This is a genomic window from Paenibacillus sp. OK060, from assembly GCF_900101205.1.
Taxonomy (GTDB): domain Bacteria; phylum Bacillota; class Bacilli; order Paenibacillales; family Paenibacillaceae; genus Paenibacillus; species Paenibacillus marchantiae.
On sequence record NZ_FNFR01000010.1, the window covers coordinates 154503 to 170655 of the forward strand.

Below are 16153 nucleotides of genomic sequence, written 5' to 3' on the forward strand. Positions count from 1 at the left end.
TATAAGAATTTCTAACTTTAATGATCTTTTGCATTTTTCTATAAAATTCTTCTTGCTCAATTCTTTTGCACACCGTTTTCATGGAGTTTCCTACTTCTAGAGTGAAGCCAAGAGCCTTCCCATTCTTTCCTGTCCTTGGTTCGAGTTTAACAGCAACTCAGAGGCCTTTTCGTTCGTATTCATAGCTTTTAATACATCATTGATCATTGACTCAAGCAGAACCTCGTAAGCGGAACATAAAAAAAGTCCAGATGTTTCAAATCCATTAGAATGAAAGAGTTCAATCCTGTTATCAAGATCTTCCAGGTCATATAGCATACTGTCTGGATGGTTTAAAAAATTTTGGGCGGCTGGTTTAGGAAAGAGAGATGTACACGCTTCATCTCTGTTTAAACATTTATCACATTCAAAGGATTGATCCTTTTCAACTTTAGATATGTAAGAACACAGTAAACATATTTTGTACATAAAAAACGTCCCTCCTGATGGCTGTTTTTCTATTTGGCTGTGCGTTAATTAGGTTCTGGTTATTTTTTCACTATAAATTATAATCCAGTCAATTTACAAACACACCGCGCGATGTATTTGAAGGTTATATTTAAGAAGCTACATCCACAATAGCGCAGGAATCCTATCCATTGGTGGGGTTCTTTTTTTGTTCCAAAGCTAAATATTTTTAAAAATTCAAAAATTATTTGAAAGGCTAGAAAAGTGGCAGTCTTATGGGATTTTGTTTCATCATAAAGTATCAAGTTTACATATACATCAAGAGTGCTATATATTCAAGACTTCCATTTGAATTTATGTAGTGCTATACTTTCACTAATGTTATGGGTAAGGTTATCCATAATAAAAAAGCTACGGTTTTATTAGAACCGTAGCAGCAGCCGAGACACTCTTTTATCTAGGATCTCCGTGGAAAGTTTTCCTAGTAGTGAAGCACTTAATTAAGGAGCGTATAACAGTTGGTAGCTGTTAGCGCTTCTTTTTTTTGTGTCTCTTTTTTTTGCGTCGAGATTTTATCTGCTGTATTCGGGATGCAAAACGTTCCCAAGAGTCTAGAAATGTAGTTCCGAGATTCAGCAGATCAGTGGCAAATCTTGTCGTATTAAAAATAATGATAACCAGAATGATAAGCTTGTCTATATCGTTCACCCCCTTATCATAGAGGGGCGCGGCTGCTACTACATTTAGTCCTATACCTTACTGTAACCCAACATATAGTGTTTGTAAACAGGGTGGGAAGGCAGAAGCGTAATTCCGAGTTTTCAAAAAATGCCGAGATTCCGCAAGGGAAAAGGACTGGAAGATTTGAAGATTTATCAAAAAAAATTTGTTCCAATTCGAATGACGTATTTACGCATATAGTGAAATTTTTATACATCTAAGTTCTATTAGAAGGTAATTGAAGTTAACATGATATCAAATTCAAAGAAGCTAAATCTATCTAACCAAATATGATCTAAATTCATTAGCTCTTGCATTGAAGGCATTCTCCTACGCGCAAGGGAATAGTTGTAGAGGATTTGATAAATCTTACGTTCTAAATCTGTAAGCATTGTAGCAGATCCTAAACTATTCCCTATTATAAGAGAGCGTATGTTCCTTTTCGTGCTTATCCCATTCTACCATAAAGCGTACCGTTTATAAGAGGATTTTTAGTTTATATAGTATAATAAGGAAAAAATAGGAGATGGAGAAGTGATGAGGAAAGATAGAAATACCGGAATGGTACGTAATGTGGATGCCTTGGGGCGTATTGTATTACCGATGGAATTGAGGCGCACACTTGGGATTGATATTGGCGATCCGTTTGAATATTTTGTAGATGATGAAAGTGAACGTCTGACATTGAGGAAATATCGAACCCTGGAATGCATGTTTTGTTCTTCCACGGAAGGGCTGTCTTATTTTAAGGATTATTTCATCTGTGGTTCATGTTTGGAACAGGTTTCCGGAAACGAGAAATTGCCTGAAGGGGAAGCGGCATCCAGTCCGGAAGTGGCTATGTTGGAAGAAGTAAGCAACGGGAAAGAAATAGCGAATAAACCAAAATGGGCACGAAGCAAGGAAACACTCTTCCGGCTGGCTAAGGTCATGGAACAGTACCCGGAGGCACCACAAAAAAAGTGGGCCGAGCTGCTGGGTATATCTCAGGGGCGAGTCAGTCAGTTGGTACAAAAATTGAATAACACTAACTAGAGTGAGATAGGCGCTCCTGGATTCCAAGAGCGTCTTTTTTCAATCCGTTGTTTGAAAAAAACAAATACTATACTGGAAAAATAAGGTTGTAGACTAGGAAAATAAAGTATGATGTTTCGTCAACCCCCCTCCGAACTGAATCAATAAGCCTCCAAGCCACTTGATTGCACATATCAGATATAAAGTGAGGGATACACTTTATGTAGGATATTTCAACAGTTGGGGTACTTGGGTTTCACCTCATATTCGAGTAGTGAAGCCAGGCTACTCGCCAAGCCCAGCTGTATGAAGTGCATGGATTGAAATGTGATGGTGGCCTGTTAGGACTTCAGGTTGTCATAACGTCGTACTCCTTATGGAGTGTGTGGATTGAAATCGTGTCGACATAATCACGTGTACCACCGTAGTTAGTCGCACTCCGTATGGAGTGTGTGGATTGAAATCAAAACCAATAGCAAGGCGGATAAGGAATAGTCGTCGCACTCCGTATGGAGTGTGTGGATTGAAATCGGGGAAAAGTTAAATTTGAGGGGTTGGGGTGTTGTCGCACTCCGTATGGAGTGTGTGGATTGAAATAAAAGTGATAGGTTGAAAACGTAGGTTTTCGGCATGTCGCACTCCGTATGGAGTGTGTGGATTGAAATACAGACGAATCCCTGGGGCTTGTGGGTGACTTGTGTCGCACTTCGCATGGAGTGTGTGTATTTATATATAGAATCGAACCGAAGGAATGTCGCCGTGTTGGATCCTTTTGCATTCATGAGTTATGTTCAAGTCAAATGAGTATGAGGCGCGATATTTGTATCCTTCATCGATACTGCCTGTAGATTCGTAATTCTAGTAACCATCGCAATAGCTGCCTAATCTTCTGCAACAATTAGGCGTTTGATTTTGCTCGGAACGTTTGTGGCCAGGCACGTGTATTACAGAACCTATGCTTATGGCAATTGTCAAAACACAATGTGAAATGGTGTTTCTGATTTTTTGATGTTTCCCCCAGAACAAGACCAACGAACAGGTCGTCGCTCGGAGAGTTAATATAAAAAGGTGATTGGCTTTTTTGGTCTTCATTAAGATTGCCTTCGTCCTCTTTGTTCCATTTGAGGATAGGGAGCATCATTTCTTAACGATAAATTCATCGACAGAATCATTCAGAACAAGGGTATGGTCGTTCAGTTCTTGCTAGTAAATATAATCGCTAAAAACTGATTTAGTAGATATATTTTTAACTGTACTATCTCCTTTAATGTAAGGCTTGTAAGGTGTTTACTATGAATATATTTGATAGCCGGGTAGAAAGTATCGACACTTTTCTAAAGAAATCAAAAAAAGACCAGATGCTTAAACACTTGGTCTTTTCAAAAGAGATATTAAATTGAGCTGTTGCCAGTAGCAGTATTGCCAATAGCTATGCTGTGTCTATACAGACCAAGATTAAAGCAATAATCAAGTCTGCTTGAAACAACAGCCATGATTCTAGCGCCTAAATCAAATTTCTCCTGAAATAGAAGATTCTTATGTATCGTGGTTATACTAGCCATGTCGATGTAACACTCTTTACCTGTTAATCCTTCATCAAGATGAACAAAGAAAGGGTGTGAACCTTCTATAGTCAGATGGTACCAGTCTTCTTCTTTTTCATAGTCTTCAATGCTAATGATTTTTGCAATCATAACAGTGCTATGAATACTACTGTTGTTCAAATCATCGTTAGATAAGACAACAATCTTCCTTGTTTTTGCGGTCATGACAACTTCAAACTCCCCGCCACGAGCAAATCCTCAGAGGTGGCAACACTTGTCCCTTTTCTTGGAGGTTTCACTTTTCGTGTCCCGGTTGTGGTTCCGTGAAAATTGGTCTTCTTATCAGGGATAAAGAAGTCTAATGGTCTTTCACCAACATAGGGAACTATAGCTTCAAAAACCCAGCCATGTTCGATATTAGCCCAATTGGACTTATCCATAAATTTGGAGTTGTATTGACCAGCAGTAGGCATTTAAGCAATCAATCCTCTCGTCTGCGTTTTGCTTCAGTTGATTTCATTTGTTCCTCTGTCAATCTCTTGATAGGCTTAGGAGCCGGATAGTTTTTCAAAGCTTTTTCTCGTCTCTTAGTTGCTAAATCTATGATGGATGTAGGAGACATATTCTTCACTCCTCGTTTTTTACCCATACTAGCATCCCCTTTAGAAACTAATGTTCTAAGGTATGCTGAGGTAATCAAATTAATGTTATTTTATAGTTGCAGTTTTGAAGGATTTCATAAATACTCTTAATATACTTATTTAACTATATACGCGGCTCTAATGCTAGAATTAAAGAGAATAATATTAAAAGATAATATAGTAGAAACAGTTTATAAAATTCAGGGCTTATAGAATAAAGGACTATAAAAAAAGAAGTCCAACAAAGTAAATATGGCTGTTGTCAGTATAGGCAACCATATATTCAGAAGGCTCCAGGATGATCTGCTCAACAAATTAAAGAAATTAATTGTGATTCTTGCAGCTGTATCCGAATGAATTGTATGGTGAACGGAATGAATTACATATTTAAAGAAGATAACAAGACTAAACAAAACTAATATCATTTTGAAAGTTTTAATGCAAACACAAGCTCCGGTAAAAAACAATTTGATATTGCGGATATTCTCTTAGCAAGAAGCGGATTTCGTAGGAGCCAAAGATTCATATGATACGGGTGCTCCGCTGATAAATTAGCAGGTGCGAACTCTAAGCTCACATGATTTCCTTGGGAGATTCACCCCTTGAAAGTTGTCGAAAAAGTCATTTCGTGTCCTTTTGGCAACGATAATCTTGAATGGATGTACTGAATTTCATAATGAATATTGATCTTATTTGATAAGGAAAGTGGAAATACGTAGTAACGGTCTGAAACGAACCCTTGTTGCGTCTTTTTTCGATGTCGCACTCCGTATGGAGTGCGTGGATTGAAATGAACCCATCAGCTCGTCAAGCAGCAGCGCGATACGTCGCACTCCGTATGGAGTGTGTGGATTGAAATCTAAGCAAGATTGGACTGTTACGAAAGACTCACAGTCGCACTCCGTATGGAGTGAGTGGATTAAAATGCCTACATCAGAAGTAGTAGAAGCAGAAGAATTAAAGTCGCACTCCGTATGGAGAGCGTAGATTGAAATAAATCAAGGATCTCACATAATAGCTACGGCATGGTTGTTTAGCACTCTGTTTAAAAATGTGAGATTGAAGCAAGGCCAGTAATTCGACACTGGAGGCTTTTTCTCGGAATTGTCATTGGAATCGCCGAGTATACCGTTTTTTTTAGGGTTTTTCTAACTTCTCGGTTATAGAATCTTACATTCCTTTAATAAAAGTAAACCTTTCCTCAAGCTTTGGCCTGGGGGATTTTTTTCGCCTAATCTGCTACAAAATTTTACAATTTCATATAAAGGAAAACGAATCTTCTTGTCGAAATGTAAAATACAAGTCGAATTTCCTGAATACCGAAGTAAGATTGTGTTGTTTCAAATTAAATGAGGGGGACACTTGTGACCTACATTGCGCATATACGAGTCAAGGATTGGGCAACTCAGACGGTGGTCGAGCATTTGCTGGGGGTAAGCAGAGGCAGTGGACGAGCCGGGGCCAAAATGGACGTGGAACATCTGGCAGCGCTGGCAGGATTACTACATGATATGGGCAAGTTCACCGATGAATTCAAAAACTATATCCAGCTTGCCGTTGCCCAATCGGATCAGGCCCCTCGTAGGGGATCGGTGGATCATTCGACAGCAGGCGGAAGACTGTTGCATCAACGGTATGGTGGACCTGACCAGAAGGTACCAAATCGGATGACAGCAGAATGGCTGGCGAATTGCATCATCTCACACCATCAGGGACTGCGGGATTATGTATCTCCGGATCGGGAATCTCCTTATCTGAAACGTGTCCAGGATAATGCTCTGCCTCATTATGAGCAAGCTAAGCAACAATTTCATCAGCATGTAACAACGGAAGAACTTGACCACTTATTTGCTCAAGCCGTCGAAGAATGGAAGAATTTTTATCGTAAAGCTAAACATCATGGATTGCCGCTGATCACAGCTTCACTCATGACGAAATACATATTTAGTTGTCTGATCGATGCAGACCGAAGTAACACCCGTGAGTTTGAAGAGAACGAGCCTCCGGCTGAGGTGCCGGATTACAAGCCTTTTTTTCAAAAGTGTTACGATGCACTTATGAACCATCTTCATAAGATAAGCTTGAATGCAGACTCGACTAATCCGATTCAGGCGTTGCGTAAGGAGATGTCCGATCAATGCGAACAGTTTGCATTTCGTGAGTCGGGTATTTACTCCTTGTCTATTCCCACAGGTGGAGGCAAGACGCTTGCGAGTATGCGTTATGCGCTAAGACACGCGCTGGAACACGGCAAGCAACGCATTATTTACGTTGTACCGTACACCACCATAATCGAACAAAATGCTGCGGAGATCCGCCGTATTTTGCTGGGGGACGATGATGAGGAAGGCATGATTCTGGAACACCATTCCAATGTGGTAGATAACCAGGATGATGAACGACAAGACGATGAAGATGGCGAACGTTATGATATGAAACGCAAACAATTGAAGCTGGCGCGGGATCATTGGGATCGTCCAATTATTTTCACAACGATGGTACAGTTTTTGAATACGTTTTATGCCAAAGGAACTCGCAATGTGCGCAGATTACATCAGCTATCCAACGCAGTTATTGTCTTTGATGAGGTACAGTCAGTGCCTGTGTATTGTATTTCCCTTTTTAACGAAGCGCTGAATTTTCTGCATATTTTCGGTAAGTCTAGTCTACTGCTATGCACGGCTACCCAGCCTGCGTTACATGAGGTGCCACAGAAACTACGACTGTCGAATGATGCGGAGATCGTAAGTGATATACGCAATGTTGGCGATGCCTTCAGGCGGGTGGATATTCATGATTTGACTTCTCAAGCCCCGACGGGGTGGAGGGCAGAGGAGCTGGCTTCTTTTGTACAAGAACAGATGGATAAGGTGGACAGCGTGCTGGTCATCTTGAACACAAAGTCGGCTGTGAGTAAATTGTATCGGGAGTTGAATGAATTGGCATGGATGGAAGCGGAGAATATTCGACTTGTGCATCTGAGTACCAATATGTGTGCGGCACATCGGAAAGAGATGCTCGCTGGGCTTATTGCCGGACTGAAAGATGGAGAGCGCGTCATTTGCGTCAGTACACAACTCATTGAGGCAGGAGTGGATATCAGCTTCCAGTGCGTGATACGCTCGCTCGCCGGACTGGACTCCATAGCGCAGGCAGCGGGGAGGTGCAACCGCCACCGGGAAGTGCCGCTACGGGATGTATATATTATTCGGTCGGCTGATGAAAATTTGAAGCATTTGCGGGAAATTAAGCTTGGTGCAGAAATGACGGAACGTGTGTTGAGAGAGTTCGGAGATGATCCAGAAGCGTTGGGCGGTAGTTTGTTATCAGCAGAGGCGATGACTTGTTACTTCAGGTATTACTATCATGGCATTGGGGAGAAGGTGCATTATCCAGTGCCCAAATTGGAGCAAAATCTGTTTGATCTGATAAATCGTAATGCATACAACATCGACGGATATAAACAGAAACATGGTCATTTACCTGAACTAGTAAACAAGTCTGCTATTGCAACGGTGGAGAAGTATTTTGAAGTCATCACGTTGAAAGCAACACCAGTCATCGTTCCTTATTATGAGATAGGCCGTGAACTAATTGCAGACCTAAACGGTCAATTAGGCCCGGGCGAGCTCAGCGAACTATTACGCCAAGCACAGCAATATACGGTGAATGTGTACGAGCATGAAATGAAAATACTTAGCAAAAATGATGAGATTATTCCATTGCTGAACGGACAAGCCTTTGCATTACGGGATACGGCATACTCGAAAAAGTTCGGTATGCAACTGGAGGGCAATGGAGAGTGGGAGAGCATGGTATTTTAGAATGTAGGACTCGGTAAAGAGAGAAAACTCGCCAAAGGCGAGTCTCCAATCATCAAACCACACTTTTCAATCCGCGCTTGATAGCGACAATTAGAGTCTGACTTAGTAGCAACAGCTTAGAGTTTAACATAAATAGGTGGAGAGATAAATTTCATATTCAATCTTTTAAAACACACGAAGTTATTAAATTGTATGTTCGAACATAGGATGGGTTATATACGATGGGAGGTGAGTGAAATGATATTTACCAAAAACACCAGTCGTGGGAACCTTTTCTTTAAAACGGAATGTGACACAGGAAACGAGTATCTTAAATCATCAAAAATATCTAACAGCCATGTAGCAAGCGAAATGATGATTCAAGAACTACTCAAGGCTTTATGTGAGGTGCCTGGTAACACAAAAATTGAAGTTAAAATCAACTGGAGTTCTAAACTTTAAAGAAGATTGATATATCGCTTTGGGCAACGGGGAGTATCATGAAATGCTACTCCCCGAAGCTTCACCAACGATTATCCAGAAAGGAGGATTATGCAATGCGGAACCAGATTGAATTCAAAGTATATGGCAACTATGCGTTGTTTACCGATCCGCTGACGAAGCTGGGAGGCGAGAAATTTAGCTATCAGGTACCGACATATCAAGCGCTGAAAGGGATCGTAGAATCCATCTACTGGAAACCAACCATTATCTGGATCGTGGATGAGGTTAGAATCGTGAAGCCAATCCAGACCGAATCCAAAGGGATGCGCCCTATCGAATACAATGGTGGAAATACGCTGGCCTATTATACATATTTGAAAGACGTATGTTATCAGGTCAAAGCCCATTTCAGGTTCAATCCCCATCGGGAAGACTTGGCCTACGACCGAAATGAGCACAAACACCATAATATCGCCAAGCGAGCAGTGAACGTCGGTGGACGCAGAGATATTTTTCTCGGAACTCGCGAATGTCAGGCATATGTGGAGCCTTGTCTATTCGGCGAAGGAGAAGGCGCGTACGACAAGGTGCCAGAGATTGATTTTGGAACGATGGTGCATGGCATGAACTACCCGGATGAGACAGGGCGCAATGAGCGGGAAGTGCGGTTGTGGCGGGCCAAGATGAATAACGGCATTATTCGTTTCGATCGTCCCGAGGATTGCACGTTGGTGCGTAGTATAGGGGAAGGCAAATCCAAAGCATTTCACACAGATAACATGAAATCTGTGGATGAGTTGTATGACGAATGGTTTGAGGGGCGTGATATGGTATGAGCTGGCTGGCGAATCTGGCGCAAACCTACAATGACAACATATTGTCAGTAGGACGATTTGAAACGAAAAAGAATGGGCGCGAATACGCTCTGATCCCGGTTGCTCATACAACCCAGACTGCACATATCGAAGTACATCTGGATGGAAAAGGAAACTTCGTCACCGCCTACGTTCGAGACAAGGTGGAGGGCAGCACGATCATTCCGTGTACCGAAGCTGCGGCCAGCAGAACAAGCGCTCCGGTGCCATATCCGCTTTTTGACAAGTTGGTGTATGTGGCTGGGGATTTTAATCAGTTCTGCGGTGATGTGAAGGGCACGCCTTATGAGGATTATCTGGCTCAATTGAAGGCTTGGTGCGATTCGCCCTACTCCCATGAAAAAGTGAAGAGCGTGTATGACTATGCCCGAAAAGGAACGCTGATTGCTGATCTCGTTGCCGAAGGTATCCTGCATGTTGATGAACAGGGGAAGTTGCGGGATAAGTGGGCTCCGGCCCCAAGTCAGGAAGCGATTGAGAAACCGCCGATCTTCAATGTGCTGGCATCTGATCAGAGCAGCGCGTTTGTGCGGTTCGCTGTCAACATTCCTGGTGAACCGGAGGCGAGACTGTGGCGGGATATTGAGGTACAGCAGTCATTTGTTCAGTTTTATGAGAGTAGTTTGGTGGATATGGATATCTGTTATGTAACTGGGGAGAAGTTGCCTGTTGCGGATAAACATACCTCTCGCATTCGACATTCTGGTGACAAATCCAAGCTGATCTCGGCGAATGATTCTGCTGGATTTACGTATCGTGGACGATTTCGGACAAGCCGTGAGGCAGCATCTGTCAGTTACATGGCATCACAAAAGGGACATAATGCCCTCAAATGGCTGATTGACAGACAGGGCATTACGATTGACGGTAAAGTGTTTGTCGTCTGGGGAAACCAGCGGCTGGAGTTGCCGGAACCGCATCAGGATGCATTGGAACTGAGGGAAGCTGCCCAAGAGTTGCAGGGGTATGATGAAGACTCGGAGTTCGAAGAGGATTTCGATCTGGGTGCCAATGACGATAAATCGTCCAACTCGGGATATGTTGCACCAGCAGGCGATACGACGTCCAAAGCTTTTGCACGAGAGATTAAGAAGGCTATCGGCGGTTACCGTTATGATGGTGAGCATTATGCCCATGTCACAATTATGGTGCTGGATGCGGCGACGCCAGGTCGAATGTCGATCACGTATTACCAAGATTTGAATCATGAAGATTATCTTGACCGATTGCAAGCGTGGCATACCAGTTGTTACTGGCAACATCGATATCGGAAGGACAAGGACAGCCAATGGACGACCTTTACTGGAGCACCTGCCACGAGAGATATTGCGTTTGCAGCTTATGGACCTAGAGCGAGTGACAAACTGGTTAAAGGTCTGATGGAGCGAATCTTGCCATGTATTATAGAAGTAGGGTGTGAGTTGCCGCTTGATATCGTGCGAAGTGCTGTACAGCGTGCATCGAACCCGGTTGGGATGGAACCATGGGAATGGGAGAAGACGCTGAGCATCGCTTGTGCCTTGGTGAATAAGGAGAATAAAAAGGAGGGCTTCGATGTGGGCTTGAACACGGAAACGACGGATCGCAGTTATTTGTTTGGGCGGATGCTGGCGATTGCCGATGTGCTGGAACGAAGAGCGCTGGGACGAGAAGAGAAACGGGCCAGCAATGCGGTTCGTTACATGAATGCTTTTGCCCAACGTCCGGGACGTACCTGGAGTATTATTCAGTCGAACTTACAACCTTATCAAGCTAAAATGGGTACGGATGCAATATACTACAACAGTTTGCTAGATGAGGTAGGTGCGATGCTCAACCTGGAAGATTACACAGACAAACCGCTAACTGGATTGTATTTGCTTGGCTTCTACAGCCAGCGTAACGATCTGTACACCAGTAAAAAAGCGACGGAAGCGACAGGTATATCAGACACATCAGACACACAACAAGGTAAAGATAACGATACACAGGAGGAGAATTGAATGAGCGTATTGGATCGTAAAATAGATTTTGCTGTCGTAGTCTCTGTCCGCAATGCCAATCCGAATGGTGACCCGCTGAACGGGAACCGTCCACGTCAGAATTATGATGGTTACGGAGAGATTTCCGACGTTTGCATCAAGCGCAAGCTGCGTAACCGTCTGCAAGATATGGGCGAGTTGATACTGGTGCAGTCTGATGATCGTCGGGATGATGGACACCGTTCGATCAAGGATCGAGTCGATGCTAATGAAGCCGTACAGGAACACGCTAAGGGTAAAAAAGCGAATAAGGAATTATATGCAGATGCGGCATGCCAGTCTTGGATAGATGTACGCAGCTTTGGGCAGGTTTTTGCTTTTAGCGGAACAGATGTGTCGGTAGGTATTCGTGGTCCGGTATCTATTCATACTGCGGTAAGTCAGGATCGGATCGATATTAGCAGCATGCAAATTACGAAAAGCGTCAACTCTGTTACCTCTCCCAAAGATCCAGACAAACGTGGCTCGGACACCATGGGCATGAAACACCGTGTCGATTTTGGCGTGTACGTGATCTATGGCAGCATCAACACACAGCTTGCAGAGAAGACTGGATTTACATATGAGGATGCGGAAAAGTTGAGGGAGGCGCTTCGCACATTGTTCGCCAACGATACATCTTCTGCTCGTCCTGACGGAAGCATGGAGGTATACAAGCTGTATTGGTGGGAGCACAAATCTAAGCTGGGACAATACTCTTCTGCAAAGGTACATCGTTCATTGATCATAGAAGAGAATCCGGAAGTCAACGAGGCTGAGAAAAACACGTATGCACGTTATACCTACGACATTCAGCCGCTCGACGGGTTGGAAGTACAGGAATATGAAGGACTATAACGAAGAGGACTATCTGCTGCTATCAGGTATTCAGCATTTTAACTTTTGCAGAAGGCAGTGGGCATTGATTCATATTGAACAGCAGTGGGAAGACAACGTGCGTACCATTGAGGGAGATCATTTGCATCGAAAGGCGGATCAACCAGCTCTTCGTGAAAAACGAGGAGATAAGATAGTGGTTCGTGCACTTCCGGTACAATCGAGAGAACTTGGCATCACAGGTATCTGTGACGTAGTTGAATTCATTCGTGATCCGGCTGGAGTTCCGCTTGCAGGGGAGGAAGGGTTATACCTTCCTTGTCCTGTTGAATACAAACGCGGCAAACCCAAACGAAATGATTCCGATCACTCCCAATTGGTAGCACAAGTCATGTGTCTTGAAGAGATGCTCGTATGTGATATTCACAAGGCCTATTTTTATTATGACGAGATCAAGCATCGGGTAGAAGTCATAATTACTGCGGCAGATCGGGAACGTGTGAGGGCCAGTATTGATGAGATGAGACACTACTTTGAACGCAACCATACGCCCAAAGCCAAGGCTGGACCACATTGCCTGAGTTGTTCCTTGAACAATATATGTGTGCCGGATATCTTGAATAAGCGTTCCGTTTCAAGTTACATCGAAAGCAGGTTGAATGAATGAAAAAGCTGCTGAACACCTTATTTGTAACATTACCCGATACATACCTTGGACTGGATGGGGAAAACATTGTGGTGAAGCAGGAGGAAGAAATTCTTGCTCGCTACCCGCTTCATAATTTGGAGGCTGTATGCACCTTTGGCTATGCTGGAGTAAGTCCAGCATTGATGGGGGCTTGCGCGTCTCGCAATGTTAGTTTGACGTTTATGACACGAACAGGGAGATTCCTCGCACGGGTCATTGGTGAAGATCGTGGAAATGTGGTTCTTCGCAAAGAACAGTATCGTATCTCGGACGATGAGGTGCGTAGTGCGAGGGTTGCTCGTAATATGATTACAGGCAAATTGTACAACAACAAGTGGATTTTGGAACGTGCAACACGGGATTATGCCCTACGTATCGACACGGAACGAATGAAGAAGGTTACGGAGTCGCTAGGCGAGACAATGAAGTTGTTACGCGAGGTAGAGCAATTGGACGTATTGCGTGGCTTGGAAGGCTCTGCAGCTGTTCAATATAACGCTGTGTTCGATGATCTGATCCTACAGCAAAAGGAGTCATTTTACTTTTACGGACGCAGTCGGAGACCTCCCTTAGATAAAGTGAATGCGTTATTATCTTTTGCCTATACATTGCTTGCTAATGATATGAAGTCTGCACTTGAATCTGTCGGACTTGATGCATATGTTGGTTTTTTGCATCGGGATCGTCCTGGCAGAGCTTCTCTCGCACTGGATATGATGGAGGAGCTCCGGGGCGTGTATGCCGATCGATTTGTGCTTTCTCTTATTAACAAGAAGGTAGTTAGCGATAAAGGATTTTATGTGAAAGAAAATCTTGCAGTGATTATGGATGATGATACACGAAAGAAAGTGTTAAAAGCGTGGCAAGATCGTAAACAGGACAAGATTATGCACCCGTTTCTGAATGAAAAAATACCTTGGGGGCTAGTACCATACACTCAAGCGTTACTACTGGCAAGATATATACGCGGAGATCTGGATGAATATCCTCCGTTTCTGTGGAAGTAGGTGTAATGATTGCTTATTTTGATTACGTATGATGTAAGCACGATAGATAGTGAGGGCAGAAGACGGCTATCTAAAGTGGCAAAGAAGTGTGTAGATCACGGACAACGTGTGCAGAATTCTGTATTTGAATGTATACTGGACGCTACCCAGTTTAGACGATTACGGTTTGAATTGGAAGAATTGATTGACAAGGATACAGATAGTCTTCGATTCTATAATTTAGGTGATAATTACAAAAGTAAAGTCCAACATGTAGGAGCGAAAGATTCCTATGACATGGGTGATCCATTAATACTGTAGCCGGTGCGAATGCCAAGCTCACATGATTTCCCTGGGGGATTCGCACCTCGAAACTTGTCGAAAAGGTCATTTTTGTGACCTTTTGGCAATGATTTAGGGCTGAAAATTTTTAGTAACAGTTTTGAATTAGTAGAAATATCGAAAATACGTTAATAGCTATTCTTGAAACATAGTTATTACGTCACTTTTCGCTGTCGCACTCCGTATGGAGTGCGTGGATTGAAATTTGTGGTTGATATCCATATTTGCTTTTTTCGCTCGTCGCACTCCGTATGGAGTGCGTGGATTGAAATTGGGAGTGGACCAAGAGCGTGTTCAGTGGTATCGGGTCGCACTCCGTATGGAGTGCGTGGATTGAAATCTTTTCACTGGTGACAAACACCGTGAACATGGAGTCGCACTCCGTATGGAGTGCGTGGATTGAAATTAAACGTAGGCGTTCGATCTCAGCTTCGATTGCAGGTCGCACTCCGTATGGAGTGCGTGGATTGAAATCCAGCTGTTAGCAAAAGGTTAAACCCGCCAAAAAAGTCGCACTCCGTATGGAGTGCGTGGATTGAAATGTTACCAAGGTCGGCTCCGGTGGTCACGTCGGGGTCGCACTCCGTATGGAGTGCGTGGATTGAAATAACCAATCTGTTTCGTACATAAAAGAACCGATATCGTCGCACTCCGTATGGAGTGCGTGGATTGAAATTTACTTGATAATGTGATACCCATATCTTCCGTTCTGTCGCACTCCGTATGGAGTGCGTGGATTGAAATAAGATGATGTTATCATCTCCACAGATGGAACGTAGTCGCACTCCGTATGGAGTGCGTGGATTGAAATACTGTATGAAGTCGTTATCGATTTCGTTAATCGTGTGTCGCACTCCGTATGGAGTGCGTGGATTGAAATTCTGAAACTGACCCGGATACATTGGTGACAATGGGTCGCACTCCGTATGGAGTGCGTGGATTGAAATTAATAAGTGCCAGACATTTACCCAATCCTCCCTTAGTCGCACTCCGTATGGAGTGCGTGGATTGAAATTAAAATCATTATAAAGATAAAATGTCGGTAATACAGTCGCACTCCGTATGGAGTGCGTGGATTGAAATCTGTGATGACTACAGATGTTGATACGGTACCTTGGTGTCGCACTCCGTATGGAGTGCGTGGATTGAAATAATGAGCCCGGTCGTAAGGGTATGTTACCTGTAAGTCGCACTCCGTATGGAGTGCGTGGATTGAAATATAGATATCTCGACTAATTTTGCGAAGCATGAAAGTCGCACTCCGTATGGAGTGCGTGGATTGAAATCTACTAACCCGAATAAGAGAGGACGATCCGTATTAGTCGCACTCCGTATGGAGTGCGTGGATTGAAATTCTCGTAGGCTACCTGAGCTCCCATACTCGATCTGGTCGCACTCCGTATGGAGTGCGTGGATTGAAATAATCAACATGCCATGCGTTGCTTTCGTCGTCGTGTCGCACTCCGTATGGAGTGCGTGGATTGAAATGACTCAGGTCAAACAGGGGATGCAATTTGAAAATGGTCGCACTCCGTATGGAGTGCGTGGATTGAAATAGCCTACATGATCTGACATCGATGGATGATGAAAAGGTCGCACTCCGTATGGAGTGCGTGGATTGAAATATCTTGGCGCTGTTCTCCTGAACCTTGGTGAGCAGTCGCACTCCGTATGGAGTGCGTGGATTGAAATGTTTTTAACTGTCGAACAAATCGCCCACAACTTGCGTCGCACTCCGTATGGAGTGCGTGGATTGAAATTGCTTCCGCGAATCGAATCATCCGATTCAAGTAATCGTCGCACTCCGTATGG

General features: G+C 43.5%; 13 protein-coding genes and 3 CRISPR repeat arrays (1 of these 16 running past the window's edge). Of the genes, 9 read left to right on the forward strand and 4 right to left on the reverse strand.

The window, feature by feature from the left end:
- Positions 1-96: 96 nt before the first annotated feature.
- Positions 97-468: a hypothetical protein gene (locus BLS14_RS28400; protein WP_090955101.1), complete on the reverse strand. Its 372-nt coding sequence runs from the start codon at positions 466-468 to the stop codon at positions 97-99.
- A 1236-nt stretch (positions 469-1704) separates the two neighbouring features.
- On the opposite strand from BLS14_RS28400, the gene BLS14_RS28405 reads away from it, so the two are divergent.
- Complete coding sequence (locus tag BLS14_RS28405; RefSeq protein WP_090955103.1) at positions 1705-2202, forward strand: AbrB/MazE/SpoVT family DNA-binding domain-containing protein; 498 nt, start codon at positions 1705-1707, stop codon at positions 2200-2202.
- Between the two features lie 273 nt (positions 2203-2475).
- Positions 2476-2913: a CRISPR direct-repeat array (repeat unit 33 nt; unit sequence GTCGCACTCCGTATGGAGTGTGTGGATTGAAAT).
- A 659-nt stretch (positions 2914-3572) separates the two neighbouring features.
- On the opposite strand, the gene BLS14_RS28410 is transcribed toward BLS14_RS28405, so the two are convergent.
- Genes BLS14_RS28410 through BLS14_RS32820 form a run of 3 tightly spaced genes read right to left on the reverse strand, consistent with a single transcriptional unit; the run spans position 3573 to position 4374 of the window.
- The gene (locus tag BLS14_RS28410; RefSeq protein WP_090955105.1) at positions 3573-3950 is read right to left on the reverse strand and encodes a type II toxin-antitoxin system PemK/MazF family toxin; all 378 of its coding nucleotides are present in this window, start codon (positions 3948-3950) and stop codon (positions 3573-3575) included.
- The gene (locus BLS14_RS33365) at positions 3947-4198 is read right to left on the reverse strand and encodes a hypothetical protein (protein ID WP_090955107.1); all 252 of its coding nucleotides are present in this window, start codon (positions 4196-4198) and stop codon (positions 3947-3949) included. The genes BLS14_RS28410 and BLS14_RS33365 overlap by 4 nt, the downstream gene beginning before the upstream one ends.
- Before the next feature lie 8 nt (positions 4199-4206).
- Entirely contained in the window at positions 4207-4374 is a 168-nt protein-coding gene (locus tag BLS14_RS32820) for a hypothetical protein (protein WP_176854819.1), read from the reverse strand.
- 751 nt (positions 4375-5125) lie between these two features.
- Positions 5126-5361: direct repeats of the CRISPR family, unit length 20 nt; unit sequence GTCGCACTCCGTATGGAGTG.
- 369 nt (positions 5362-5730) lie between these two features.
- Between BLS14_RS32820 and BLS14_RS28420 the strand changes: the two genes are divergently transcribed.
- From BLS14_RS28420 to cas2, 8 genes are all read left to right on the forward strand, one after another.
- Positions 5731-8190, forward strand: coding sequence for a CRISPR-associated helicase/endonuclease Cas3 (locus tag BLS14_RS28420; RefSeq protein ID WP_090955109.1), 2460 nt, complete (start codon positions 5731-5733; stop codon positions 8188-8190).
- Positions 8191-8427: 237 nt separating this feature from the next.
- Positions 8428-8631, forward strand: coding sequence for a hypothetical protein (locus BLS14_RS28425; RefSeq protein WP_090955110.1), 204 nt, complete (start codon positions 8428-8430; stop codon positions 8629-8631).
- Positions 8632-8726: 95 nt separating this feature from the next.
- Positions 8727-9449 carry a type I-C CRISPR-associated protein Cas5c gene (gene cas5c, locus BLS14_RS28430; protein ID WP_090955112.1) on the forward strand — a complete coding sequence of 241 codons (723 nt, stop codon included), beginning with the start codon at positions 8727-8729 and terminating at the stop codon, positions 9447-9449.
- Positions 9446-11470 carry a type I-C CRISPR-associated protein Cas8c/Csd1 gene (cas8c, locus tag BLS14_RS28435; RefSeq protein WP_090955114.1) on the forward strand — a complete coding sequence of 675 codons (2025 nt, stop codon included), beginning with the start codon at positions 9446-9448 and terminating at the stop codon, positions 11468-11470. Before cas5c ends, cas8c begins: the two co-directional genes overlap by 4 nt.
- Entirely contained in the window at positions 11471-12346 is an 876-nt protein-coding gene (gene cas7c / locus BLS14_RS28440; protein ID WP_090955116.1) for a type I-C CRISPR-associated protein Cas7/Csd2, read from the forward strand.
- A complete protein-coding gene (gene cas4 / locus BLS14_RS28445) occupies positions 12333-12992 on the forward strand; it encodes a CRISPR-associated protein Cas4 (RefSeq protein ID WP_090955117.1) in 660 nt (219 codons plus the stop codon). Before cas7c ends, cas4 begins: the two co-directional genes overlap by 14 nt.
- A complete protein-coding gene (cas1c, locus tag BLS14_RS28450) occupies positions 12989-14020 on the forward strand; it encodes a type I-C CRISPR-associated endonuclease Cas1c (RefSeq protein ID WP_090955119.1) in 1032 nt (343 codons plus the stop codon). Before cas4 ends, cas1c begins: the two co-directional genes overlap by 4 nt.
- 9 nt (positions 14021-14029) lie before the next feature.
- The gene (gene cas2 / locus BLS14_RS28455) at positions 14030-14320 is read left to right on the forward strand and encodes a CRISPR-associated endonuclease Cas2 (RefSeq protein ID WP_090955121.1); all 291 of its coding nucleotides are present in this window, start codon (positions 14030-14032) and stop codon (positions 14318-14320) included.
- 193 nt (positions 14321-14513) lie between these two features.
- Positions 14514-16153: direct repeats of the CRISPR family, unit length 33 nt; unit sequence GTCGCACTCCGTATGGAGTGCGTGGATTGAAAT (it continues 823 nt past the right edge of the window).